General features: G+C 61.4%; 20 protein-coding genes. 11 read left to right on the top strand and 9 right to left on the bottom strand.

Annotated features, from left to right (window positions below; all coding sequences use genetic code 11):
• Window positions 1-23 precede the first annotated feature (23 nt).
• From ispE to DWY76_RS04205, 3 genes are read right to left on the bottom strand one after another with little or no spacing between them, the layout of a single operon-like run.
• Window positions 24-899 carry a 4-(cytidine 5'-diphospho)-2-C-methyl-D-erythritol kinase gene (ispE, locus tag DWY76_RS04215; protein ID WP_097781615.1) on the bottom strand — a complete coding sequence of 292 codons (876 nt, stop codon included), beginning with the start codon at window positions 897-899 and terminating at the stop codon, window positions 24-26.
• A gap of 10 nt (window positions 900-909) precedes the next feature.
• The gene (locus DWY76_RS04210) at window positions 910-2,094 is read right to left on the bottom strand and encodes an aminotransferase class I/II-fold pyridoxal phosphate-dependent enzyme (RefSeq protein WP_005944411.1); all 1,185 of its coding nucleotides are present in this window, start codon (window positions 2,092-2,094) and stop codon (window positions 910-912) included.
• On the bottom strand, window positions 2,094-2,573 hold the full coding sequence (locus DWY76_RS04205; protein ID WP_005935606.1) for an Lrp/AsnC family transcriptional regulator: 480 nt from the start codon (window positions 2,571-2,573) through the stop codon (window positions 2,094-2,096). The genes DWY76_RS04210 and DWY76_RS04205 overlap by 1 nt, the downstream gene beginning before the upstream one ends.
• A gap of 232 nt (window positions 2,574-2,805) precedes the next feature.
• Here DWY76_RS04205 and DWY76_RS04195 point away from each other — a divergent pair, with 232 nt between their 5' ends.
• The 9 genes from DWY76_RS04195 to DWY76_RS04155 all read left to right on the top strand — a co-directional run bounded on the left by DWY76_RS04195 (window position 2,806) and on the right by DWY76_RS04155 (window position 11,233).
• Window positions 2,806-3,075 (top strand): ACT domain-containing protein, encoded by a 270-nt coding sequence (locus tag DWY76_RS04195; RefSeq protein WP_005944416.1) that lies wholly within the window; start codon window positions 2,806-2,808, stop codon window positions 3,073-3,075.
• Window positions 3,076-3,093: 18 nt separating this feature from the next.
• Entirely contained in the window at window positions 3,094-4,461 is a 1,368-nt protein-coding gene (locus tag DWY76_RS04190) for a PFL family protein (protein ID WP_120080007.1), read from the top strand.
• Between the two features lie 77 nt (window positions 4,462-4,538).
• Window positions 4,539-5,156, top strand: coding sequence for a stage II sporulation protein R (locus DWY76_RS04185; protein ID WP_243111922.1), 618 nt, complete (start codon window positions 4,539-4,541; stop codon window positions 5,154-5,156).
• A 52-nt stretch (window positions 5,157-5,208) separates the two neighbouring features.
• Window positions 5,209-5,679: a peptidoglycan-binding protein gene (locus DWY76_RS04180; protein ID WP_120080005.1), complete on the top strand. Its 471-nt coding sequence runs from the start codon at window positions 5,209-5,211 to the stop codon at window positions 5,677-5,679.
• 213 nt (window positions 5,680-5,892) lie between these two features.
• A complete protein-coding gene (locus tag DWY76_RS04175; protein ID WP_120080003.1) occupies window positions 5,893-7,035 on the top strand; it encodes an exonuclease SbcCD subunit D in 1,143 nt (380 codons plus the stop codon).
• Window positions 7,032-9,836, top strand: a complete 2,805-nt coding sequence (locus tag DWY76_RS04170; protein WP_120080001.1) for an SMC family ATPase — start codon at window positions 7,032-7,034, stop codon at window positions 9,834-9,836. The genes DWY76_RS04175 and DWY76_RS04170 overlap by 4 nt, the downstream gene beginning before the upstream one ends.
• A gap of 66 nt (window positions 9,837-9,902) precedes the next feature.
• Window positions 9,903-10,331 carry a hypothetical protein gene (locus DWY76_RS04165; protein WP_243111920.1) on the top strand — a complete coding sequence of 143 codons (429 nt, stop codon included), beginning with the start codon at window positions 9,903-9,905 and terminating at the stop codon, window positions 10,329-10,331.
• A 96-nt stretch (window positions 10,332-10,427) separates the two neighbouring features.
• Window positions 10,428-10,649, top strand: coding sequence for a PC4/YdbC family ssDNA-binding protein (locus tag DWY76_RS04160; RefSeq protein ID WP_120079997.1), 222 nt, complete (start codon window positions 10,428-10,430; stop codon window positions 10,647-10,649).
• Between the two features lie 2 nt (window positions 10,650-10,651).
• A complete protein-coding gene (locus DWY76_RS04155; RefSeq protein ID WP_120079995.1) occupies window positions 10,652-11,233 on the top strand; it encodes a hydrolase in 582 nt (193 codons plus the stop codon).
• A gap of 64 nt (window positions 11,234-11,297) precedes the next feature.
• Here the strand turns inward: DWY76_RS04155 and DWY76_RS04150 are convergent, their stop codons facing one another.
• From DWY76_RS04150 to DWY76_RS04130, 5 genes are all read right to left on the bottom strand, one after another.
• Complete coding sequence (locus DWY76_RS04150; RefSeq protein WP_120079993.1) at window positions 11,298-13,646, bottom strand: diguanylate cyclase; 2,349 nt, start codon at window positions 13,644-13,646, stop codon at window positions 11,298-11,300.
• A gap of 148 nt (window positions 13,647-13,794) precedes the next feature.
• Window positions 13,795-14,334 (bottom strand): hypothetical protein, encoded by a 540-nt coding sequence (locus DWY76_RS04145; protein ID WP_133300786.1) that lies wholly within the window; start codon window positions 14,332-14,334, stop codon window positions 13,795-13,797.
• A 35-nt stretch (window positions 14,335-14,369) separates the two neighbouring features.
• Window positions 14,370-15,542, bottom strand: a complete 1,173-nt coding sequence (ftsZ, locus tag DWY76_RS04140) for a cell division protein FtsZ (RefSeq protein WP_044954030.1) — start codon at window positions 15,540-15,542, stop codon at window positions 14,370-14,372.
• A 108-nt stretch (window positions 15,543-15,650) separates the two neighbouring features.
• Window positions 15,651-16,955, bottom strand: a complete 1,305-nt coding sequence (locus tag DWY76_RS04135) for a UDP-N-acetylglucosamine 1-carboxyvinyltransferase (protein ID WP_120079989.1) — start codon at window positions 16,953-16,955, stop codon at window positions 15,651-15,653.
• 153 nt (window positions 16,956-17,108) lie between these two features.
• Window positions 17,109-18,248, bottom strand: coding sequence for a putative peptidoglycan glycosyltransferase FtsW (locus tag DWY76_RS04130; RefSeq protein WP_120079987.1), 1,140 nt, complete (start codon window positions 18,246-18,248; stop codon window positions 17,109-17,111).
• A 102-nt stretch (window positions 18,249-18,350) separates the two neighbouring features.
• Between DWY76_RS04130 and DWY76_RS04125 the strand changes: the two genes are divergently transcribed.
• A complete protein-coding gene (locus DWY76_RS04125) occupies window positions 18,351-20,240 on the top strand; it encodes a penicillin-binding transpeptidase domain-containing protein (protein WP_120079985.1) in 1,890 nt (629 codons plus the stop codon).
• Window positions 20,241-20,297: 57 nt separating this feature from the next.
• Here DWY76_RS04125 and DWY76_RS04120 read toward each other — a convergent pair whose 3' ends face one another.
• Entirely contained in the window at window positions 20,298-20,891 is a 594-nt protein-coding gene (locus tag DWY76_RS04120) for a xanthine phosphoribosyltransferase (protein WP_005944437.1), read from the bottom strand.
• A 228-nt stretch (window positions 20,892-21,119) separates the two neighbouring features.
• On the opposite strand from DWY76_RS04120, the gene DWY76_RS04115 reads away from it, so the two are divergent.
• Window positions 21,120-21,989 carry a patatin family protein gene (locus DWY76_RS04115; RefSeq protein WP_097775237.1) on the top strand — a complete coding sequence of 290 codons (870 nt, stop codon included), beginning with the start codon at window positions 21,120-21,122 and terminating at the stop codon, window positions 21,987-21,989.
• The last annotated feature ends 519 nt before the right edge of the window (window positions 21,990-22,508 follow it).

Raw genomic sequence — 22,508 nt, 5'->3', positions numbered from 1 at the left:
GTAGGAAGGAGGTCTATGCATTTTTATCGGCTCACCCGTGCGCCGCCGCGGTCAGGCTGCGCCACGTACACCTGCTTCCAGCGCCGCTTTGCGGCCTGTGCAGCAGCCCGTGCGGCCCCTTCGTCCCGGAATACGCCGAACACCGCCGCACCGCTGCCGGTCATCAGGGCGGTGACAGCGCCATGCTCCCGCAGCAGGGCCTTGATGGCCCCGGTATCCTTTGCCCCGCTGCACTCTTCCAGCGCATTGCCGGCGGCGGCACAAAGGGCATCCAGATCTCCGGCACGGATAGCGGCTTCCTGCGCTCCGCAGTCCGGGTGGATGCTGCTGCCCACCCGGTCGTAGGCCGCAAAGGCCTCCGGGGTGGAAACGCCGTAGTCCGGCATCACCACCGTGAACCAGCACTCCGGCACCGGCGGCAGCGCCTTGAGAAAATCGCCCACACCCTGCACCCGGCAGGTGCCGCCCATCAGGGCAAAGGGCACATCCGCACCGATCTTTGCGCCCAGCGCGCACAGCTCACTCATGGAAAGGTGCGCACCGTACAGCTCGTTCATGCCCACCAGCACAGCGGCAGCATCGGCACTGCCGCCCGCCATGCCCGCCCGCACCGGGGTATTTTTATAAATGGTGATGTCCACGCCCGCCAGAAGGCCGGTGTAGTCAAAAAAGGCCAGCGCTGCCTTGATGGCAGTATTTTTGTTATTGGGGGCCACCAGACTGCCCGGCAGACGCAGGTTCAGGTAGGGGCTGCGGCGCAGCACCACCCGCTCGTACAGGGTGATGGCCTGCATGGTCATGTCCAGATCATGGTAGCCGCTCGGCAGAAGGCCCACCACGTCCAGCGCCAGATTGAGCTTTGCGGGGGCCAGAACGGTCACGCAGTTCAGCCTTGCCATTTGTTCCTCCTCAGATACCGTGATAGATGCCGTTTTCCTGCAGGAATTCCCGGATGCGCCGGAGCGCTTCCTTCAGATGCTCCACGCTGTAGGCGTAGGAAATGCGGGCGTAGCCTTCGCCGGAAGCGCCAAAGGCGTCGCCGGGGATGATGGCCACATGCTTCTGTTCCAGCAGCTTCGTGCAGAAATCCTGACTGCTCATGCCCGTGCTCTTGATGCAGGGGAAGGCGTAGAACGCACCGCGCGGCTCAAAGCAGGTCAGGCCCATATCGTTAAAGGACTTCACCACAAGGCGGCGGCGCATATTGTATTCGTCGCGCATGCGGTCGATCTCGCCGTCGCACTCCTTCAGAGCAGTGATGGCGGCGTACTGGCTGGTGGTGGGGGCACTCATGATAGCACTCTGGTGGATCTTGGTCATGATCCGGATGATGGGTGCCGGGCCGCAGGCATAGCCCAGACGCCAACCGGTCATGGCGTAAGTCTTGGAGAAGCCGTTCACCACGATGGTGCGCTCGGCCATGCCGGGCAGGGTGGCAATGGAAACATGAGGCCGCAGGCCATAGTTCAGCTCGGCGTAGATCTCATCCGATAGCACCATGATGTTGGTACCGCGCAGTACCTCAGCTACAGCTTCCAGATCCTCGCGCTCCATCACCGCACCGGTGGGGTTGTTGGGAAACGGCATGATGAGCAGCTTTGTCTTGGGGGTGATGGCTGCTTTCAGCGCATCGGCACGCAGGCGGAACTCGTCCTCCTGACGGCAGGCCACATGCACCGGCACACCGCCGGACAGGGTGGTGATGGGCTCGTAGCACACAAAGCAGGGCTCCGGGATGATGACCTCGTCCCCGGGCTGCACCAGCGTGCGGATGCACATATCAATGGCTTCGCTGCCGCCCACCGTGATGAGCACCTCGTGCAGCGGGTCGTAGTGCAGGCCCATGCGGCGCTCCAGATACTTTGCCACCTCGGCGCGCAGCTCCTTCAGGCCTGCGTTGGAGGTGTAGCGGGTGCGGCCATGCTCCAGACTCTCAATGCCGGCTTCGCGCACAGCCCATGGCGTTTTAAAGTCCGGCTCGCCCACGCCCAGACTGATGCACTCGGGCATTTCGGCAGCCAGATCGAAAAATTTGCGGATGCCGGAGGGGCGCATGGCCTCAGCGGCAGGCGCGATCAGTTTATCGTAGTCCATCACAGCACCGTGCACTCTCTTTCATCGATTTCTTCGTCCTGATACAGGCGGCCCTCCTTTTTATAGGTGCGCAGCACAAAATGGGTGGCGGTGGACAGCACATCGTCCAGCGGAGAAAGGCGCTTTGCCACGAACAGGGCGATCTCCTGGAAGGTCTGGCCCTTGATCACCAGCTGCAGGTCGTAGCCGCCGCTCATCAGCAGCACGCTCTCCACCTCGTCAAAGGCGGCAATGGTGGCTGCGATCTCGTCAAAGCCGCGGCTCTTCTTGGGGCTGACGTTCAGCTCGATGACGGCCTCCACACGGTTCACACCGGCCTTTTCCCAGTCCACAAGGGTCTTGTAGCCCTTGATGATGCCCTGCGCCCGGGCCAGATCGATCATGGCCGCCACCTCGGCGGGGGATTTATTCAGCATCGTGGCGATATCCTCAATGGGCAGCCGCGCATTGTCTTCCAGGATCTTCAAAAGCTGTTCCATAGTATTTTGCTCCTTCTCAGCCCGTAATCGGGAAATAAATTATTTATAAGTATAGCACAAGCTGTAAAAGATTGCACCCAATTTTGGGGATAGAATGTCTTTTTCCCCTCGTGTCTGTTCTTTTTTACAAAAAGTGTGTTCAAATTTTGCCAAATCTGCTATACTGGAAGGGTAAGAGTGTGCCGGAACGCTTGCGGCACCGTTCATCAAAAGGAAAACGAGGGTGGAAACGATGAAAGCATTCATTACCGTCATTGGTCACGATACCGTGGGCGTTGTTGCCAAGGTCGCTGGTCTGTGCACCGAACTGAACATCAATATCGAGGACGTGACCCAGAGCATCCTGCAGGGCATGTTCGCCATGATCATGCTGGTGGATATCAGCAACTGCAATGTGAGCCACGAAGAGCTGCACAAGCGCACCGACGCGCTGGCTGCCGAGATGGGCATGCAGATCAACGTGACCCGTCAGGAAGTTTTTGATGCCATGCACACCATCTGATGGAGGGAGTACACAGCTATGAGTATGTTTAATACCGGTGACATCCTCGAGACCATCGAGATGTTCACTCAGGACAATCTGGACGTGCGCACCGTCACCATGGGCATCAGCCTGCTGGACTGCATCGACCCGGACCCGAAGAAGGCGTGCGAGAACATCTATAACAAGATCACCACCAAGGCCGCAAACCTTGTGCCCACGGTGGAGCATATCAGTGCCGAGTACGGTATTCCCATCATCAACAAACGCATCAGTGTCACACCCATCGCCATGCTGCTGGGTGCCTGCCCGGATGCCGACCCTGTGGAGTTTGCAAAAACTCTGGATGCCGCCGGTAAAAAGGTGGGTGTAAACTTTGTGGGCGGCTACAGTGCTCTGGTGCACAAGGGCTTTTCTGCCGGTGACCGCCGCCTGATCGAGTCCATTCCCCGCGCACTGGCCGAGACCGACATCGTGTGCAGCTCGGTGAACATCGGTGCCACCAAGGCAGGACTGAATATGGACGCCGTCAAGCTCATGGGCGAGGCCGTCAAGAAGGCCAGTGAGCTGACGGCTGATCGTCAGTGCATCGGTGCCGCAAAGCTGGTGGTGTTCTGCAACGCACCGGAGGACAACCCCTTCATGGCCGGTGCATTCCACGGCCCCGGCGAGCCGGACTGTGAGATCCACGTGGGCGTTTCCGGTCCCGGCGCTGTGCGCGCTGCACTGGCCCGCCTGCCCAAGGATGCCCCCATCGACGAGGTGGCAGAGCTGGTCAAGCGCACCGCCTTCAAGATCACTCGCGTGGGCCAGCTGGTGGCCAATCTGGCTTCTCAGGCACTGGGTGTGCCCGCCGGCATCATTGATCTTTCGCTGGCACCTACCCCCGCCATTGGCGACAGTGTGGCCAACATTCTGGAAGAGATGGGCCTTGAGACCTGCGGCTGCTGCGGCACCACCGCCTGCCTCGCCCTGCTGAACGATGCCGTGAAGAAGGGCGGCGTGATGGCCTCCAACCACGTGGGCGGTCTGTCCGGTGCCTTCATCCCGGTCAGCGAGGATGCCGGCATGATCCACGCCGCCGAGATCGGCTGCCTGACCATTGAAAAGCTGGAAGCCATGACCGCCGTCTGCTCGGTGGGCATCGATATGGTCATCATCCCGGGCGACACCACCCCGGCTGTCATCAGCGCCCTGATCGCTGACGAAGCCGCCATCGGCATGGTGAACAGCAAGACCACCGCCGTGCGCGTCATTCCCGCCATTGGCCGCAAGGCCGGCGAGGTGCTGGACTTTGGCGGTCTGCTGGGCTATGGCCCCATCATGGCCGTGAACCAGCACGACCCGTCCGTGTTCATCAACCGCGGCGGCCGCCTGCCTGCCCCCATGCAGTCGCTGAAGAACTAAGAGAATAAATCTACTCCAACAGGCCCATCCTCTGGATAACATTTCCAGAAGAAGGGTCTGTTTTTATGTTATCCAGAATGCTTACACGTTCTCAGATGGCTCTGCTCTGCCTTGGCCTGTTTCTCGCCCTTGCTCTGTGTGGCGCATGGCAGGCATTTGCATGGGGCCGCACCCAGCTGGACACCGGGGCGCTGGTGTGCGCCGACACCCTGCGCCTGCACATCCGGGCTGAGAGCGATTCCATTGCCAGCCAGAGCGCAAAGCTCCATGTGCGGGATGCCGTGCTTGCCTATCTGGACACCGCCTGCCCGGCACAGAGCAAACCGGAAGCGATCGCCTGGGCGGCGCGGCATCTATTTGAGCTGCAACTCACGGCCCGGCACGCGCTGGCACAGCTGAACATCCGCACGCCGGTGCGGGTGCAGCTGATAAACATGTACTTTTCCACCCGGCGCTACGCTTCGGGCATCCTTCCCGCCGGGCGGTACGACGCGCTGCGCATCGATCTCGGTGCCGGAAAAGGCCGCAACTGGTGGTGCGTGCTCTATCCGGGCCTGTGCCGCTCTGCCTGCGGGGGCTACGCCCGGCCCGCCGAAAACGACCTCGTCTGCGGGAACTACATTCTCCGGCTCCGGCTGGTGGAATGGGTGCAGCAGCGCACCGCCCGCCGGGAGGACGTGGTGCTGCTTGGGTAACGCCCGGTGCTTTCGCCGCATAGCATAGGGCGAAAGGAGTGTGTTATCCACTATGGCGATCCCTGCTTATTATTCCCTGCTCCAGCGCGGCTCCTCCGGGCCGGACGTAGCTCTTGTGCAGACCTGGCTCAACGGTGTGCGCGACGCCTGCACATGGTACAGCGAGCTGAAGGCCGATGGAAAATTCGGCATTTCCACCGAGAACGCCGTGAAGGAGTTCCAGCTGAAAAACAAGATGAATGTGGACGGCAAGGTGGGCGCGAACACATGGAACGTGCTCTACACCCGCTACACGGCCAAGCACGGCCTGCATGTGCCCTACCCCGGCATTGCCCTGCGCAGCGGCTCTTCCGGCGGCACGGTGCGTCTGGTGCAGCAGAAGCTCAACTCTCTGGGTGAACGGCTGACCGCCGACGGCAGGTTCGGCGCGGCAACGGCAGCGGCTGTGCAGCGGCTCCAGCGCCGCAACGGCCTTACCGCCGACGGCGCGGTCGGCGAAGGAACATGGGAGAAGATGTTCTGATTTAAGGGAAGCGAACTCCTTCAGTCACGGCTTGTGCCGTGCCAGCTCCCTCAAAGAGGGAGCCTCTGGCAAAACCGGAAGCTTTTCCGCACTGCCAAAGGCCCCATCCCCGAGGGGGCTGGCATCGCGCAGCGATGACTGGGGGAGTTTTCCTTGCCCCCACCCCCGCCCTGCTGTATAATAAAGAAAACTCTGAAAAGGCGGTGTTTCCGTTTGCGTTTTCTGCATCTTTCCGACCTGCATCTGGGCAAGCGGGTGTGCGAGTTCTCCATGCTGGACGACCAGCGGTACATTCTGGAACAGATCCTCTCCCTGCTGGACAGCAAGCCCGTGGACGGTGTGCTGCTGGCGGGCGACCTCTACGATAAGCCCGTTCCCCCTGCCGAAGCCGTGCGCCTGCTGGACTGGTTCCTCACCCAGCTGGCCGAACGCAGGCTGCCAGTGTTCGCCATCAGCGGCAACCACGACTCCGCTGACCGCATCGCCTTCGGCTCTGCCCTGCTGCAAAACAGCCGGGTGTACGTCAGCCCGGTGTTCTCCGGTGCGCCGGTGCCCATCCCCCTCACCGACGAATACGGCACGCTGGATGTGTACCTTCTGCCCTTCCTCAAGCCCGCCATGGTGCGGCATGTCTGGCCGGACGAGCCTGTGGAGAGCTACAACGATGCCCTTGCCTGCGTGCTGCGCCACTGCCCGCTGGACCCGGCCCACCGCAGCGTGCTGGTGGCCCATCAGTTCGCAGCCGGCGCCGCCTGCTGCGAGAGCGAGGAAGTCTCGGTGGGCGGTGTGGACAGCGTGGATGCCAGCCTGTTCGATGCCTTTGACTATGTGGCCCTCGGCCATCTGCACAGCCCCCAGAAGGTGGGCCGCGATGCCGTGCGCTATTGCGGCACCCCGCTGAAATACTCCTTTTCGGAAGCAGGCCAGCACAAAAGCGCCACCTTTGTGGAGTTCGGTCTCAAGGGCGACGTTTCCATCACCACCGCGCCGCTCACCCCGAAGCACGACCTGCGGGAAGTGCGCGGCAGCTACATGGAGCTGACCGACCGCCGCAATTACGACGGCACTGCGGTGGACGACTACCTGCACATTACCCTGACCGATGAGCAGGACGTGCCGGATGCGCTGGCCCGCCTGCGGGTGATCTACCCGAACCTGATGCGGCTGGACTACGATAACCTCCGCACCCGGGAAGATCAGGAGATCACCGCACCGGAGCGCGCCGAGAGCATCACCCCGCTGGAGCACTTCTCGGCGTTCTACCAGCTGCAGAACAATCAACCGCTGACGGCGGAGCAGGCGGCATTCTGCCAGCAGCTCATTGAGGAGATCTGGAAGGAGGGCGAGGACGCATGAGACCGCTGAAGCTCACTCTTTCGGCCTTTGGCCCCTATGCCGCCGAGACGGTTCTGGAACTGGCAAAGCTGGGCAGGGGTGGCTTATACCTTGTCACCGGCGATACCGGCGCAGGCAAGACCACCCTGTTCGATGCCATTACATACGCCCTGTACGATCATTCCAGCGGCGGCGTACGCGAGGGTACCATGCTGCGCTGCAAATATGCCGGCCCTAAAACGCCCACCTTTGTGGAGCTGGAATTTGAGGTGAACGGCCAGCGCTATACCGTGCGCCGCAACCCGGAGTACCAGCGCCCCAAAAACCGCGGCGAGGGCATGACCACCGAGAAAGCGGATGCCACCCTCACCTATTCCGATGGCCGTCCGCCGGTGACCAAAGCCAAGGATGTGACTGCCGCCGTGCAGGAGATCATCGGGCTGGACTACAGCCAGTTCTGCCAGATCGCCATGATCGCGCAGGGGCAGTTCACAAAGCTGCTCAACGCTTCCACCGAGGAGCGCAGCCGCATTTTCCGCAAGCTGTTCCGCACCCAGCGCTATGCCCGCCTGCAGGAGCGCCTGCAGGCCGAAAGCGCCGCCCTCAGCCAGCAGCGCACCACCCAGAATGCAAAGCTGGACAGTCTGCTCTCCGGCATCCGGTTTTCTCCCGACGACCCGGATGCCGATGCCCTTGCCGCACTGAACGCCCAGACCGAGCCGGAAACGGCCCTTGCCCTGCTGGAAGGTCTGCTGGCCCGCCAGCAGGCCGCGCAGGAGACCGTTGCTGCTGCCCTCAAGAACACCGAAGCCAAGCTGGACGAAGTACAACGTCAGCTGGGTGCTGCCCAGCAGGCCCGACAGCTGGCCGCACAGCTGGCCGCAAAGCAGGCAGAGCTTACCGCTGCCCTGCCTGTGCTGGAAGCTGCCCGTGCCGAGAGCGCCCGCCACGCAGGCGATGCCGCCCAGCTGGATGTTCTTGCCGGACAGGTGACGCAGGCACAGACGGCCCTTGCCGCCTACGATGAGCTGGATACCCTGTGCCATCAGCAGCAGGCCGCGCGGGATGCTGCCCAGCTGGCCGCTGCCAAGGCCAAAGCGAAACGCACCCAGCTGGCCGCACTGGACACAGCGCTGGCCGCTGCTGAAAAGGAGCTGACCGCGCTGGAAGATGCTCCCACCCGGCTGCTGGCCTTGCAGAACCGGGAAAAGGAGCTGGCCCAGCGCAGCACCGCCCTTACCACCCTGAACCAGCGGCTTGCTGCCTGCCAGCAGCAGGCACAAAAGGCCCACCGTGCGCAGGATGCCTACCGCACTGCCGCCGAAGCCAAGGAGCAGGCCCATGCCCGGCGGGATGCGCTGGACAAAGCCTTTCTGGACGCACAGGCCGGACTGCTGGCGCAGGCGCTGGCCGAGGGTGCGCCCTGCCCCGTGTGCGGCAGCGTCCACCACCCGGCAAAGGCCCAACTGCCCCACACAGCCCCCATGCAGGCGCAGGTGGATGCCGCCAAGCAGGAAGCCGAAAAGGCCGATGCACTGGCTCAGACTGCCAGCACTGCCGCACAGAGCGCCCTTGCCGCCGCCGACGAAGCCCGCCGCTCCCTGCGCCGGGATGCTGAGAGCCTATTGCCAGAGCGCTTCACTTCCCCGGATGGGACGGTACAGCTGACCTTCAAGGGGATGAACGCTGTCCTGACGGAAGAAGCCTGTGCCCTGCACGCAGCACAGGCCGAGTGTGTCGCCGCGTTTCGGCAGGCCGAAGCAGACTGCGCCCGCCGCACCGCATTGGAGACCGACCGTCAGGCAAAAAGCCGCCAGCGCCCGGCACTGGAACAGGCCGCCGCTGAAGCTGACAGCACCGTCGCCGCGCAGAATGCCAGCGCCGATGCACTGGAACAGCAGGCCGCTGCCGCTCGTGCAGCCCTGCCCTACCCGCAGCGGGCCGAGGCACAGGCCGCGCTGGATGCATTGGAAGCCAGCCGCACCGCCTTGCGCACCGGTATGGAGCAGGCTCAGCATTCCCTCAAGCAGGCAGAGCAGGCCTATGCCGCTGCCAAAGCCGCTGTGGATGCCCTGCAGACCCAGCAAGCCACTGCCGAAACCGCCGGGCCTGCCCAGCCGCTGGAAGAGTTACAGGCCCGGCAGACCCGGCTCACCGCTGCCCGGAGCACCCTGCGCGAGCAGGCACAGCAGCTGGCAGCACAGCTGCTGCCCAACTGCGCTGCGGCAGAAAAATACCGCGCAGCCGCTGCCGCCCGCACCCAGCTGGAACAGCGCTGGCAGTGGGTGAGTGCCCTTGCCGCCACGGCGGGCGGCACCTTGACCAGCAAACAGAAGATCAAATTGGAAGCCTACATCCAGATGAACTATCTGGACCGCATCCTGCGCCACGCCAACACCCGCCTGATGCAGATGACCGCCGGGCAGTACGAGCTGGAGCGCATTGGTGCCGAGAACCAGCGCAGCCAGTCCGGCTTGGACCTTGGCATCATCGACCACTACAACGGCACCCGCCGCAGCGTCAAGACCCTTTCCGGCGGCGAAAGCTTCAAGGCATCGCTGGCGCTGGCACTGGGCCTTTCGGACGAAGTACAGAGCGCGGCAGGCGGCATCCGTCTGGACACGCTCTTCCTCGACGAGGGCTTCGGCAGTCTGGATGACGAATCGCTGGAACAGGCCATGCGCGTACTTGCAGGGCTGACCGAGGGCGACCGGCTGGTGGGCATCATCTCCCACGTAGGCGCTCTGAAAGACCGCATCGACCGACAGGTGGTGGTGCGCAAAGCCCGCACCGGCGGCTCTACCGTAGAATTGATCGTGTGAAACACCGCAGGCCTCTTTATAAGTTACATCTTTCCGGGGCATCCTATGGGCGGAGGTGATTTTTCAATGAGCTTGACGCCCTTTATCCGCCACGAGCTGGAACACCAGCCCGGCACTGCCGCCGCACCGGAAAACAGCTGCACCCGCTGCAGCCCGCCGCTAGGCAGGGAGCCGGATATCCTGCTGCCAGGCGACCCCGCTGCCCCCGGCACACAGGTGCCGCCGCAGATCGAAACACCGGGCCAGACCCCGCACCCGGACACAAACAGCGCCCCGCAGGGTGTGCCCATGACCAACGGCACCCCGGCCGCCTGTTACCAGAAGAACGTCCGGGAATTTTTAGCCGGGGATGTGCAGACCAGCGTGATGGCCCACTATGCACCCGGACTGTTCAGCACAGACCAGCACACCCATTCCTGCCATCCGGCCCCGGACGAGGATGCTTCTCAGGTGCTGAGCCTTGTGGACTGGCGTGAGGATGCACCTTACGGCTAACAAAAATTTTTCAAATTATTTTTGCTCTACCTGTTGAAATCTGCGTCCGCTTCCCTTATTATGGTAGCAAACAAAGATAAAGGCAGGTTTTGCATCATGGCAGAGATCAAATATGAAGTTGTTCAGCGCATTGCAGTTCTCTCGGAGCGTCCCCGCGGCTGGGAGCGTCAGCTGAACCTCATCAGCTGGAACGACGGCGAACCCAAGTACGACATCCGCGACTGGTCCCCGGACGGCACCCGCATGGGCAAGGGCATTTCCCTGAGCCACGACGAAATGGCCATCCTCAAGGGCCTTCTGGACGAGCTGGAGCTGTAAGCATGGGCGGCCGCGAAGAGTTTTTGCAGATCTGGCAGCAGCACGTCACCCGCCCCGGCAGCGAAAAACTGCTGGACTGGCTGGACCATAAGACGGATTTCTTTACGGCACCGGCCTCCACCCGGTTCCACGGTGCCTGTGAGGGCGGGCTGTGTATGCACAGCCTGAACGTCTACCATGCGCTGCACGACACCTTTTTTACCGAGGGCGACAGCGAGGAGACCTTTGCCATCTGTGCACTGCTGCACGATCTGTGCAAGGCCAACTACTACAAGCCCGGCACCCGCAACGTGAAAAACGAAGCGACCGGCCAGTGGGAAAAGGTGCCCAGCTACAGCGTGGAGGATCTGTTCCCCTACGGTCACGGCGAAAAGAGCGTGTTCCTCATCGAGCGGTTCATGAAGCTGCGGGTCGAGGAGGCCGTTGCCATCCGCTGGCACATGGGCGGCTTTGACGATGCGGCCCGGGGCGGCTGCTTTGCCATCTCGGAAGCCTATGACAAGTATCCCCTTGCCGTCAAGCTGCACATCGCTGATCTGGAAGCCACCTATCTGATGGAGCACCGCACCAGCGCTGTGCGCTGAAAAAACAAAATACCCGGACAGGCACAGCAGTGCGATACTGCAGCCTGTCCGGGCTTTGTTTTGTTTAATTTTTGCGCTCGGCCTTGTTCTGGTACATTTTTTCATCTGCCTGACGGATGGCCTCGGTGAGCGGATGTACACCGCACACACCGCCAACACTGGCCGAAAGCTCCAGCTCCGGGTAGCCTTCCACTCTGGCACTGGCCGCAGCCTCCCGCACGCGCTGTATCACATGTTCCCCGGGCCGGATGTGCGGCACCAGCAGCAGGAATTCATCGCCGCCATAGCGCACCAGCACATCGGTCTGGCGCAGGTTGCTCAGGATGGACTGTGCCACGCTCTGCAGGGCCTTATCGCCCACCAGATGGCCGAACCGGTCGTTGACCTCCTTGAAGCGATCCACGTCGATCATCACTACGCCTTCCACCTGTTCGCTCTCCGCAAGGAAGCACTCGAAGTACTGGCGGGAGTATGCCCCGGTCAGCGAATCCACAAAGGCGCTGCGGTCAAAGTTGGAGCCGCGGTCCAGCAGCATCCGGCGGCCGCCCATATCCAGCCAGCGTCCGTCCGAAAGCTTGGACACCATTTCCAGCACGCAGCCGCGTCCGCCTACTTCCACATACTTTGCCATGACAAAATAAGCCTGATCGTCCTTGAACTCGATCTTGTTCAGGGATTCCTTGCGGGCAAGGGCCTTACTGGAAATGCAGTTTTCGCACCGGCCCGATTTGTTCCACACCATGTGGCAGGTGCCAGGCATCTCGGTCAGCCGGCCATCCTTGCCCAGGCTCAGCACCTTGGTGCTTTCCGGGTCCACCAGACGCACAATGTCAAAAATGCCCTTCAGGCGTTCCAGCAGTGCTTCCGGCTGGTCGCTGTTCACATCGCCCAGCATCAGCTCCTGCAGGCGGACATGGTCATCTGTGATCTGGCCCACCACGCTTACGCAGTGGCGCACACCGGCGCGGCTCCACATGGTGTGCATCACCAGCCGGTGCAGCCGGTATTCCTGATCCACCGCGATCAGCACCGGGAATGCGGCATCCGGCTCTTCCGGCGTTGCGGCTGCAATGGCATCCAGCAGCTTGCGGCGGTCCTTGCCGGAGAGAAATGTCAGGCCCATGCCCTTATCAAAGTCCAGCTTCTGGGTTCGGTTGACCGGGTCCTCGTAGCGGTTCACCACGGTCACGCTGCCGCTGAGTATATCGTAATCGAACTGAATACCGCCGCGCTGCTCGGCATAAAAAGCGGTGCGCTCCCGTTCCAGATCCAGCAGGCGCTGGGCACGATCCTCACGGGGCAGAGCTTCGCGGTGCAGGATCTCCTCCGAAAGGCGACGGGTCTCGTGGCGGAAACCGCGGTCATACTCCGAGCGCTGCAGCTCTGTGCGCAGCAACTCCGAGGATTCTTTCAGGCATTCCATCAGCAGCGGATTGAAGCTGCCGCACTCGCCGTGCATAATCATGTCAACGGCCTTTTCGTGGCTGTAGGACTGCTTATAACAGCGCTCGCTGGTCAGTGCGTCGTACACATCGGCCAGTGCCACCACCTGTGCTGCAATGGGGATCTCGTCGCCCTTGAGCCTGTCCGGGTAGCCGCCGCCGTCCCACCGCTCGTGGTGCCAGCGGCAGATAGCGTGTGCCACCTTTACCAGCGGTTCGTCCTGCCCGATGGCAAGCCCCTTCAGGATCCTGGCACCCTCGGTGGTGTGGGTCTTGATGGTGGCGTACTCTTCCTCGGTCAGGCGGCCGGGCTTGTTCAGGATCTCTTCCGGGATCATGATTTTGCCGATATCGTGCAGCGCCGACGCTGTGCTGATCAGCGAGATATCACTCTCGTCCAGCTGGTAACGGTCCGTCTTCTGCACCAGCTGATGCAGGAGCAGGTCGGTCAGGGTGCGGATGTGCAGCACATGCTGGCCGCTCTCGCTGTTGCGGAACTCCACCACATGGCTCAGAATGCTGATCATCAGCACACCGTTGTGCTCTTTTTCGTACACCTGATCGGTCACAAGGCGGGTAAGGCGCTTCTGCTTTGCGTAAAGCATGAGCGCATTCTTCACCCGGCGCAGCACCATGACCCGCTCGAACGGGCGGCGGATGTAATCGGCCACGCCCATATCATAGGCGCGCTCGACGCTTCGGGTGTCCTCTGCCGCGCTGATCACAATGACCGGGATTTCCTCCTGCCATGCATAGCACTGCATCACCCGCAGCACATCAAAGCCGTCCATTTCCGGCATGATCAGGTCCAGCAGCACCAGCGCGATATCGGTGCGTCTGCGCAGAATTTCGATCGCGCGCAGGCCGTTCTCGGCTTCCAGATATTCGTAGCCCTCGCCCAGAATCTCCTTGAGCATAGCGCGGTTGATCTCCGAGTCATCCACGATCAGTATTTTCTGTTTTGGTTCCATCTCAACCGCTCCTCGCTCCTGTACTTCCGGCCGCAGGGTCTTCCGTTTCCTACCGGACCACAAAAAAGCTGCTGCAACAGCTTTGCGCTTTGCAGCAGCTTTTCATTTCACTCATATCTGCTTTTTTTGCAGGTCATCCAGCTTTCCGTCATGCGCCCATCATATCGTCGAACCAGTTCATCAGCTCCACCGAGAGGTGCTCCAATCTGGTCTGGGGTTTCCAGTCCGGCTGAGCAGGCTGCGGAGCCTCCGGTCCGGGCTGTGGAGGCTGTTCGGCCTCCGGCTCCGGCCGCGGACTCTGCGCTGCCGATGGTTCCGGCTGCGGGGGCGTATGTGCCGCAACCGGCACAGGCCGCACAGCTTCCGCATGGCGGGCCAGCTCCTGACGCAGCTGCTCTGCATGAGCGCCCGCGCACTCAGCCTCCTGCCGCGCCTGCTCACAGGCCGCTTCCAGCTGGGCATTTTCCTGCCGCAGCGCGGCCATCTGCCGTTCACAGGCAAACAGACGGGTCTGATAGCGCAAAATTTCCGCACTGGCCGCTGCCAGCTTTCGGTTCATCTGCTCCAGCTGGGCACACACCGCCTTGGGCGGCTCTGCCGGAGCCTTTGCCGCGGCAGACTGGGCACAGCGCTGCCGCGAACCATTGTTCTGCTGCCTGCCCTGCGCCATGGTGTCCCTCCGATCCATCCGATACGCCTGATCCGCTTATGACGGCCAGCCTTTTATCTGCGCTTGTTCAGCATGGCCATCAGCTGGTCGTAATAGCCATTATCGCTGTTGTCCTCTTCCACGGGCTTTTCAGCAGTGGGTGCCGGTGCAGCGCCGCCTGCGGCAGAAGCTGCCGGGCTTGCAGTCTCGCTGCTAAACACAGCAGACGGAGTGGACTGTGCGCCGCCCATTGCATTGCTGATGCTGCTGCGCAGGTCGCTTGCGCTCTTGTTGTCAAAACCGGTAGCAACCACGGTCACACGCATCTCGTCCGAGAGGTTCTCGTCGAACGCAGTACCCCAGATGATGTTTGCATCGGGATGTGCGCTCTGGGTAATGAGACCTGCTGCGGTCTCCACATCCTCCAGACCGATGTCCGGGCTGGAAGTGATGTTGATGATCACGCCGTGTGCACCGGCAATGCTGGTCTCCAGCAACGGAGAAGAAATGGCAGCCTTTGCGGCGTTCTCGGCTTTGCCTGCGCCCTTGGCACTGCCCACGCCCATGTGTGCGTAGCCGGCATCCTTCATGATGGAGCGCACGTCGGCGAAGTCCAGGTTGATGAAGGCAGGCACATTGATCAGAGCGGAAATGGACTCAACGCCCTGACGCAGCACGTTATCGGCTGCCTGGAAGGCATTCATCAGGGTGATCTTTTCCTGGCTGATCATCTTCAGGCGCTCATTGGGAATGACGATCAGACTGTCCACATGCATGAGCAGGTTTGCAATGCCCTGCTCTGCCAGGCCCATCTTGCGCTTGCCCTCAAAGGAGAAGGGCTTGGTGACGATGCCAACGGTCAGGATGCCCAGATCATGTGCCACCTCGGCCACAACGGGTGCTGCACCGGTGCCGGTTCCGCCGCCCATACCGGCAGTGATAAACACCATCTGGGAACCCTTGAGCGCATTTGCGATCTCGTCCTTGCTCTCTTCAGCGGCGCGCTGGCCGATCTCGGGGTCTGCACCGGCACCGCGGCCCTTGGTCAGCTTGGAACCCAGCTGCACCTTGGTGGCAGCGTGGTTCTTGGCCAGAGCCTGCTGGTCGGTGTTCATTGCGATAAATTCGACGCCCTGCAGGCCGTCGCTGACCATGCGGTTGACAGCGTTGCCGCCGCCGCCGCCCACGCCGATCACCTTGATCGTCGTAACGTTTTCGTCCATTTCTTCATCGAGCATGAGTGCCATAACTTTGTCCTCCATCGGATTTTATCGTAAAACTGCGCATAGCGCACAGAAATTATCTGCTTACACTTATATAACTGTATCGTATCATCTTTTTGCCCTGAATGCAAGTCAATTTTGCTTTTTTGAAGGTGTTTTTTTCTCGCTGGCGCTTTCCCGCGGCATTTCCCGCTCAATTTGGGCACCAAGTTCCGCCAGCATCTGTGCAAAACCGGCATATCCGCGGTCGATGTAACCGGTGTCGGTAATGCGGCTCCGTCCCCTTGCCGCCAGCGCGGCCACCACCAGTGCCGCGCCTCCGCGCAGGTCCGCAGCCCGTGCACACGCGCCCTGCAGCTGCCGCACCGGCCGGATGTCCAGTGTGCGTCCCTGCACCTGCACAGCGGCTCCAAAAGCCGCAAAACCCTCTGCACAGCCGAATCTCCGCTCAAACACCACATCCTCGATGCTGCTGGCGCTGTCGGCGGCAAGCATGGCAGCAGCAAGCAGCGGCGCTGCGTCTGTTGCCAGTGCCGGGTATACCCCGGTAAACACTCTGCCCGCGCCGTGCAGCGCGCCCAGCCGGGTAATGACCGCACTTTCCGGCCCTGTTTCTACCCTGCAGCCCATTTGTGCCAGAATTTCCAGCAGCGGTGCATAGGTCTCCGGCCTGCAGCCGGTCAGTTCCACCCGGCCTCCTGCCGCCGCGCAGGCACAGGCAAGGGTGGATGCCACGATGCGGTCGGCCATGGGCGCAAAGCTGCAGCTATACAGCATTCGTCTGCCCTGCACCCGGATGGTGCTGGTGCCCGCGCCCTGTACACAGCCGCCGCAGCGGTTCAGGAATGCTGCCAGATCGCTGATCTCCGGTTCTCGTGCAGCCCCGCGCAGGACCGTCTCGCCCTGCGCCGCAGCTGCTGCCAGAAGCAGGGTCTCGGTAGCACCCACGCTGGGGAACCCAAGTGTGATGTCCGCACCGTGCAGTCCGGCAGGCGCTGTCAGGATCAGCCTTGCCCCCTCCTCCCGGCAGTGCACGCCCATCTGCGCAAGGCCGGAAAGGTGCAGGTCCACCGGCCTTGCACCAATGCGGCACCCGCCGGGCAGCACCGTTTCCACCCGGCCAAGCCGTGCCAGAAGCGGTGCGCAGAACAAAATGGATGCCCGCATCCGCGCGGCGGCTTCCGGCGCAAGGCGGCAGGTGGAAGGCACGCCCTGCACCGTGATGTCGCTGCCCTGCCAGCGGGCCGTGCAGCCCGCACCCTGCAAAAGCTCCACGCTGGTGTCCACATCCGCAAGATGCGGCACCTGCAGAAAACGCACCGTGCCATTGCACAAAAGGGCCGCTGCCAGCAGCGGCAGCACGCTGTTTTTGGCTGCCGGGATGTGTACTGTGCCGTTCAGCGGCATGCCGCCTGTGATGATAAGATCTCCGCCCATGCAAAAAGCCCCCGTTCCGCAAAAGATACCTCATGCTATGCGGCGCGAAGGCTTTTTGTTTATTTTGTCTGCAGTTGTGTCATTTGTTTGTCCGGTCATTTGTGGCTGCACCGGCAGCGGATGCTGTCGTTTTATGGCAGGGAGCGCCCGGTTTTATGTCTCCCCGCGGGACACCGACAGTACGATGCCCATTTCGCCCAGCAGCATCATCAGACTGGTGCCGCCGGAGGAAAAAAACGGCAGGCTGATGCCGGTATTGGGGATGGTGTTGGTGACTACCGCCATATTCAGCACTGCCTGCAGGGCCACCTGCACCACAAAGCCCACTACCAGCAGCGCACCGAACCGATCCGGTGCATGCGCCGCCAGCGTGATGCCCCGCCACAGCAGCAGCGCAAACAGCAGGATCACCGCGCAGGCTCCCACAAAGCCAAGCTCCTCGCACAGGATGGAAAAGATGAAGTCGTTCTGCGGTTCGGGCACGAACAGGTGCTTCTGGCGGCTGCTGCCAAGGCCAAGGCCCGCCGCACCCCCGGAGCCGATGGCATACAGGCTCTGGATGGTCTGGTGGCCGTCGCCCAGCGGGTCGGCAAAGGGATCCAGCCATGAGCTGAGACGGCTGGCCGCGTAGGGCACAAGGTCCGGCATAATGATGACGGCAGCTCCAATGGCCGCTGCACCGCCCGCCCCGGCCAGCACGAACCACTTGAGGCCGGTGCCGCCCACGAACATGAGCACCGCGCCGATGCCCAAAATGAGCACGGTGCCGGAAAGGTGCGGTTCCAGCAGCATGAGCACGGCCACCGCTCCCAGCACCAGTGCAAAGGGCAGCACCCCCACCGCAAAGCTGCCCATGCGGTCGTGGTTGAGCGCAATGATATGCGCAAACACCAGCACCACCGCAAATTTGGCGATCTCGCTGGGCTGCAGTGTGCCCAGGCCCGGCAGCACCAGCCAGCGCTTGCAGCCGTTGTACTCCGGCATGAACAGCACCGCCGTCAGCAACACCATTGAAAGCGCCAGCAGCGGCCATGCCAGCTTGTGGTAAACATGGTAGTCCACCCGGCTTGCCACCCACATGGCCCCGATGCCCAGCGCAGCATACAGCAGCTGCGGCCGCAGGTAGGCAAAAGCATCGCCCCGCCGGTACAGCGCCACTGCACTGCTGGCACTGCCCAGCATTACAAGGCCAAAGCCCACCAGCGTGAGCACCAGCATCAGAAACGGCAGGTCCATGGCCGGCAGATGCCGCAGCGGCAGGCCGCGCTTTGCATGGGCAGCAGCTTTGTGCATCCGTATCACCTCCGTTCCTTTATTGTACGCGGCGGCGGTGCCGGTTAGTCATATCCCCAGCGCACCGGCGCATACATTCCATTTGAAAGAGAGGTGCCTGCCATGCCAAAACCGGAGCCGCGCCCCTTGCGCACCCTGCCGGAACGGGCATTCCATGCCCGGGCACGGCTGGTGGCCGCGTTGATGTGCTGCGTCTGCTTTGCGGGGCTTGCCGCGCGGCTGGCGTATCTGCAGCTGTTTTCAGACGACTGGTATACGAGCCGTGCCCTCGGCCAGCAATTGCGCGATACTGTGGTGCCTGCCGACCGGGGCCGTATCTACAGCGCCGACGGTGTACTGCTTGCCGCCAACAGCAGCTGCTGGACATTGCGGACCTCCCCGCGCGAGATGCCAGAGGAAAAGCTCAGCCTTGCCGCGCAGGGCCTTGCGGAAATATTGGAGCTGGACGAAGCGAAGCTGCTGGAAAAATTCAGTGACCGCACCTCCAACGACTGCCTTTTGCGCTACCGCGTGGAGCGCGACACCGCCGACCGCGTGCGGGATTTTTGTGAAGAGAACGGCATCACCGGCATCCGCATCAATCAGGACTCCAAGCGCTGGTACCCGGAGGGGGAATTTCTGGCCAGCGTGCTGGGCTTTACCAATGTTGACAACGCCGGTGTGAGCGGGCTGGAGCTGAAATACAACGATGTGCTCACCGGGCAGAATGGTGTGGTGCTCACCGCCGTCAATGCTTGGGGCTACACACTGGAGCAGAGCTACGAGACCGAAAAAGTGCCCTTGGAAGGCAGCGGCCTGCGGCTGACTGTCGATGCCAACATCCAGCATTACCTTGAAAACGCGCTGGATTATGCGGTCAAGGAGCATCATGTGGCGGCGCGCGCCGTGGGCATCGTGATGGACGTGAACACCGGGGCCGTGCTGGCCATGTCCACCACGCCCGCCTACGACTCGAACCAGCCGCGCGTGATCTACGATGCAGCCGCCCGCAAGGCCGTGGATGCCCTTACCGGCAGCAAGCGCGCTGCCGCCCTGCAGCTGGCCCAGCAGACCCAGTGGCGCAACAAGGCCGTCAGCGACCTGTACGAGCCGGGCAGCGTGTTCAAGCTCATCACCTGCGCCGCCGCGCTGGATGCCGGGGCTGTGAGCAAAAACTCCACCTTTTACTGCGGCGAGTCCATCTCGGTGGCGGGCACACGGTTCCACTGCGCCAACCACAAGCGCCACGGCAGCCAGACCGTGACCCAGGCGCTGGAAAATTCCTGCAACCAGAGCTTTATCCAGATCGGCGCGCGGCTGGGCAAGGAAGCCTTCTGCGATTACTTTGCCGCTTTCGGCCTGCGGGAGCCAACCGGGGTCGATCTGCCCGCCGAACCCAAAAAGAGTCTGTACTACACCGCCGACCGCATGGGGCCGGTGGAGCTGGCCTCCTGCGCCTTCGGCCAGAGCAGCAAGATCTCCTATATGGAAATGGCCGCAGCCGTGTGCGCTGTGGTGAACGGCGGCAGGCTGATGCAGCCTTATCTTGTCAGCGATATCCTGAACCCGGACGGCAGCATTCTGCAGCACACAGAGCCGGTGTGCAGGCGGCAGGTGATCAAACCGGAAACTTCTGAAACCATGCGTGAGATGATGGAAGCCGTGGTGCTCTACGGCGGCGGGCGCAATGCCCGCATCCAAGGCTACCGGGTGGGCGGCAAGAGCGGCACCAGCCAGAAGCTGGACAGCGCCGACGAAAAAGCCCGTATTGCCAGCTTTGTGGCCGTGGCTCCCATCGACGACCCGCAGTTTTTGTGTCTGGTGTGCTTGGACGAACCCCACAGCTGGACGACTGCCGGCGGCAGCCTTTCAGCCCCGGTGTGCGCCGAGGTGCTGGAACAGACGCTGGTGTACAAGGGCGTGCCCCGCGCCGTGGAACCGGAAACCGATACCGATCCCGCCCAGACCGCTGCCGACCTGCCCGCCGACGGTGACAGCTTTGACGGGGCGTAAGCAAAAAACGGCCCCGGAAAGGTCTTCCGACTTTCCCGGGGCTGCAATGTTTTTTGTTTAATTCTGCTGCGGCTGCTCGCGGAAGACGATCTCGCCGGTCTCGCTGTTCATGGACTCCACAATGGCAAGGCTCTCCAGCTGGATGCCCTTGCTGCGGATCAGCTCGCCGCCCTGCTGGAAGCCCTTTTCCACGGCAATGCCGATGCCCTCCACTGTGGCACCGGCCTCCTGGGCCAGATCCAGCAGGCCCATCAGGGCACAGCCGTTGGCAAGGAAATCGTCAATGATCAGCACATGGTCTTCCGGGGTGAGGAACTTTTTGGAGACGATCACATTGTAGATCTTTTTGTGGGTGAAGGACTGGATCTTGGTTTCGTAGTTGTTGTAGTCCAGATTGATGCTCATGGACTTTTTGGCAAATACCACCGGCACGTTGAACTCGCTGGCCACGATGGCTGCAATGCCAATGCCGCTGGCCTCGATGGTGAGCACCTTGTTGATGGGCTTGCCTGCAAACAGGCGCTTCCACTCCTTTGCCATCTCCCGGAACAGCGGAATGTCCATCTGGTGGTTGATAAAGCTATCCACCTTGAGCACATTGCCCTCGCGTACGATACCATCTTTGCGAATACGATCTTCCAGCATCTTCATAGTGCAGCAGTTCCTCCAACCTGATCTTTTCCATGCCCATGCGTTTGCAGCGCATATTTCTCTTTTTATTTCACTTAGTATACCGGATGCTCTTTCCTTTGGCAAGAGGTTTTCTTGATAAATTTATAGGTTTTCCGCTCTTGTACTTTTTACAGATTCGAGTATACTGTAGTTAATATAAGGTGTGTCCGGCATCTGTGCACCGGCACACAGGAGGGGAGAGCATATATGAAAACGGGTCTTGTGCTGGAAGGCGGTGCCATGCGCGGCATGTTTACCGCCGGTGTTCTGGATGTATTGATGGAGCATGGCATCGTGCTGGATGGTGCCATTGGCGTTTCGGCCGGTGCGGTGTTCGGCTGCAACTACAAGTCCCATCAGATCGGCCGTGTGATCCGCTACAACACCCAGTATTGCAACGATAAGCGCTACGCAAGCTTCGGCAACCTGCTGCGCACCGGCAACCTGTACAGTGAGCAGTTCTGCTACCACACCGTGCCGGAAAAGCTGGACGTGTTCGACGCAAAGGCATTTGCAGAGAACCCCATGGACTTTTTTGTGGTGTGCACCGATGTGCGTACCGGCGACCCCATCTATCACAAGTGCCGCACCGGCGATGCCGAGGATATCCAGTGGATGCAGGCATCCGCTTCCATGCCGCTGGCGGCCAAGATCGTAAAGATCGGCCATTATCAGCTGCTGGACGGCGGCATTGCCGATTCCATCCCCGTGCGGTTCTTCGAGTCCATCGGCTACAAACGCAACCTCATTGTGCTGACCCAGCCCAAGGGCTTTGTGAAAAAGAAGAACAAGATGCTGCCCGTCATCCGGGCACGCTACATGCGCTACCCCGCTTTCGTGGAAGCCGTTGCCGACCGTCACGAACGCTACAACGAAACGCTGGATCACATTGCCATGCTGGAGCAGACCGGCAAGGCGTTCGTCATCCGCCCGCCCATCCCGCTGGAGATCGGCTCTATGGAGCGCGATCCGGTCCAGCTGCGCCGCGTCTACGAGACCGGCCGTGCCGTTGCCGAAATTCAGGTGGATAAGATTGCCGCCTTTGTGAACGAATCCAAGGCTGCAGCGGAAGAGTAACGGCGGCACAAACAGATATCCTGCATGTGCATAGCCCCCACAGGGAAGCAGCTCTTTTGATCGAAGCGCAGGTGCGCAGCCAGAAGGTCTACATGTGATGTTTTCACGGCATCACGAAAATGTTAACGTCAACAAAATCATGGTATAGCAGCAGCCCCGGTGAACCTGACGGTCCATCGGGGCTGTTTTTGCGCCGTCTTCAACGACATCGCCGCAGCTGTTCGAATCCACCCGCCCGGTGAGTTTAGCCTTGTCGCAAAACAAAAACCTCAGCGTACTTTCTCATACGTTGAGGTTTTTTGGTGGGCGCGGGTGGATGTCGCGAGCCGCGCATCTAAAAAAGCCCCGCAGGGGCTTTTTTGCCCTCCGGACTATTCGGCGGGCCGATGCTGTTCGAATCCACCCGCCCAATAAGTCTGGTTTTGCAGTAATACAAAAACCTCAGCGTACTTGCATACGTTGAGGTTTTTTTGGTGGGCGCGGGTGGATGTCGCGAGCCGCGCATCTAAAAAAGCCCCA

The sequence above is a fragment of the Faecalibacterium sp. AF27-11BH genome (assembly GCF_003603005.1).
GTDB lineage: Bacteria > Bacillota > Clostridia > Oscillospirales > Ruminococcaceae > Faecalibacterium > Faecalibacterium taiwanense.
The sequence above is the reverse complement of the archived record's forward strand: the minus strand, read 5'-3'. Positions and strand labels throughout refer to the sequence as shown.

Excerpts from the sequence above, each read along its gene's own strand:
- DWY76_RS04165 (WP_243111920.1), top strand. The coding sequence starts at position 9,903 with ATGAGCTTGACGCCCTTTATCCGCCACGAGCTGGAACACCAGCCCGGC.
- DWY76_RS04115 (WP_097775237.1), top strand. The coding sequence starts at position 21,120 with ATGAAAACGGGTCTTGTGCTGGAAGGCGGTGCCATGCGCGGCATGTTT.
- DWY76_RS04195 (WP_005944416.1), top strand. The coding sequence starts at position 2,806 with ATGAAAGCATTCATTACCGTCATTGGTCACGATACCGTGGGCGTTGTT.
- DWY76_RS04160 (WP_120079997.1), top strand. The coding sequence starts at position 10,428 with ATGGCAGAGATCAAATATGAAGTTGTTCAGCGCATTGCAGTTCTCTCG.
- DWY76_RS04120 (WP_005944437.1), bottom strand. The coding sequence starts at position 20,891 with ATGAAGATGCTGGAAGATCGTATTCGCAAAGATGGTATCGTACGCGAG.
- DWY76_RS04125 (WP_120079985.1), top strand. The coding sequence starts at position 18,351 with ATGCCAAAACCGGAGCCGCGCCCCTTGCGCACCCTGCCGGAACGGGCA.
- DWY76_RS04170 (WP_120080001.1), top strand. The coding sequence starts at position 7,032 with ATGAGACCGCTGAAGCTCACTCTTTCGGCCTTTGGCCCCTATGCCGCC.
- DWY76_RS04210 (WP_005944411.1), bottom strand. The coding sequence starts at position 2,094 with ATGGACTACGATAAACTGATCGCGCCTGCCGCTGAGGCCATGCGCCCC.
- DWY76_RS04185 (WP_243111922.1), top strand. The coding sequence starts at position 4,539 with ATGCTTACACGTTCTCAGATGGCTCTGCTCTGCCTTGGCCTGTTTCTC.
- DWY76_RS04145 (WP_133300786.1), bottom strand. The coding sequence starts at position 14,334 with ATGGATCGGAGGGACACCATGGCGCAGGGCAGGCAGCAGAACAATGGT.
- DWY76_RS04130 (WP_120079987.1), bottom strand. The coding sequence starts at position 18,248 with ATGCACAAAGCTGCTGCCCATGCAAAGCGCGGCCTGCCGCTGCGGCAT.
- DWY76_RS04205 (WP_005935606.1), bottom strand. The coding sequence starts at position 2,573 with ATGGAACAGCTTTTGAAGATCCTGGAAGACAATGCGCGGCTGCCCATT.
- DWY76_RS04155 (WP_120079995.1), top strand. The coding sequence starts at position 10,652 with ATGGGCGGCCGCGAAGAGTTTTTGCAGATCTGGCAGCAGCACGTCACC.
- DWY76_RS04135 (WP_120079989.1), bottom strand. The coding sequence starts at position 16,955 with ATGGGCGGAGATCTTATCATCACAGGCGGCATGCCGCTGAACGGCACA.
- DWY76_RS04180 (WP_120080005.1), top strand. The coding sequence starts at position 5,209 with ATGGCGATCCCTGCTTATTATTCCCTGCTCCAGCGCGGCTCCTCCGGG.
- ftsZ (WP_044954030.1), bottom strand. The coding sequence starts at position 15,542 with ATGGCACTCATGCTCGATGAAGAAATGGACGAAAACGTTACGACGATC.
- ispE (WP_097781615.1), bottom strand. The coding sequence starts at position 899 with ATGGCAAGGCTGAACTGCGTGACCGTTCTGGCCCCCGCAAAGCTCAAT.
- DWY76_RS04150 (WP_120079993.1), bottom strand. The coding sequence starts at position 13,646 with ATGGAACCAAAACAGAAAATACTGATCGTGGATGACTCGGAGATCAAC.
- DWY76_RS04190 (WP_120080007.1), top strand. The coding sequence starts at position 3,094 with ATGAGTATGTTTAATACCGGTGACATCCTCGAGACCATCGAGATGTTC.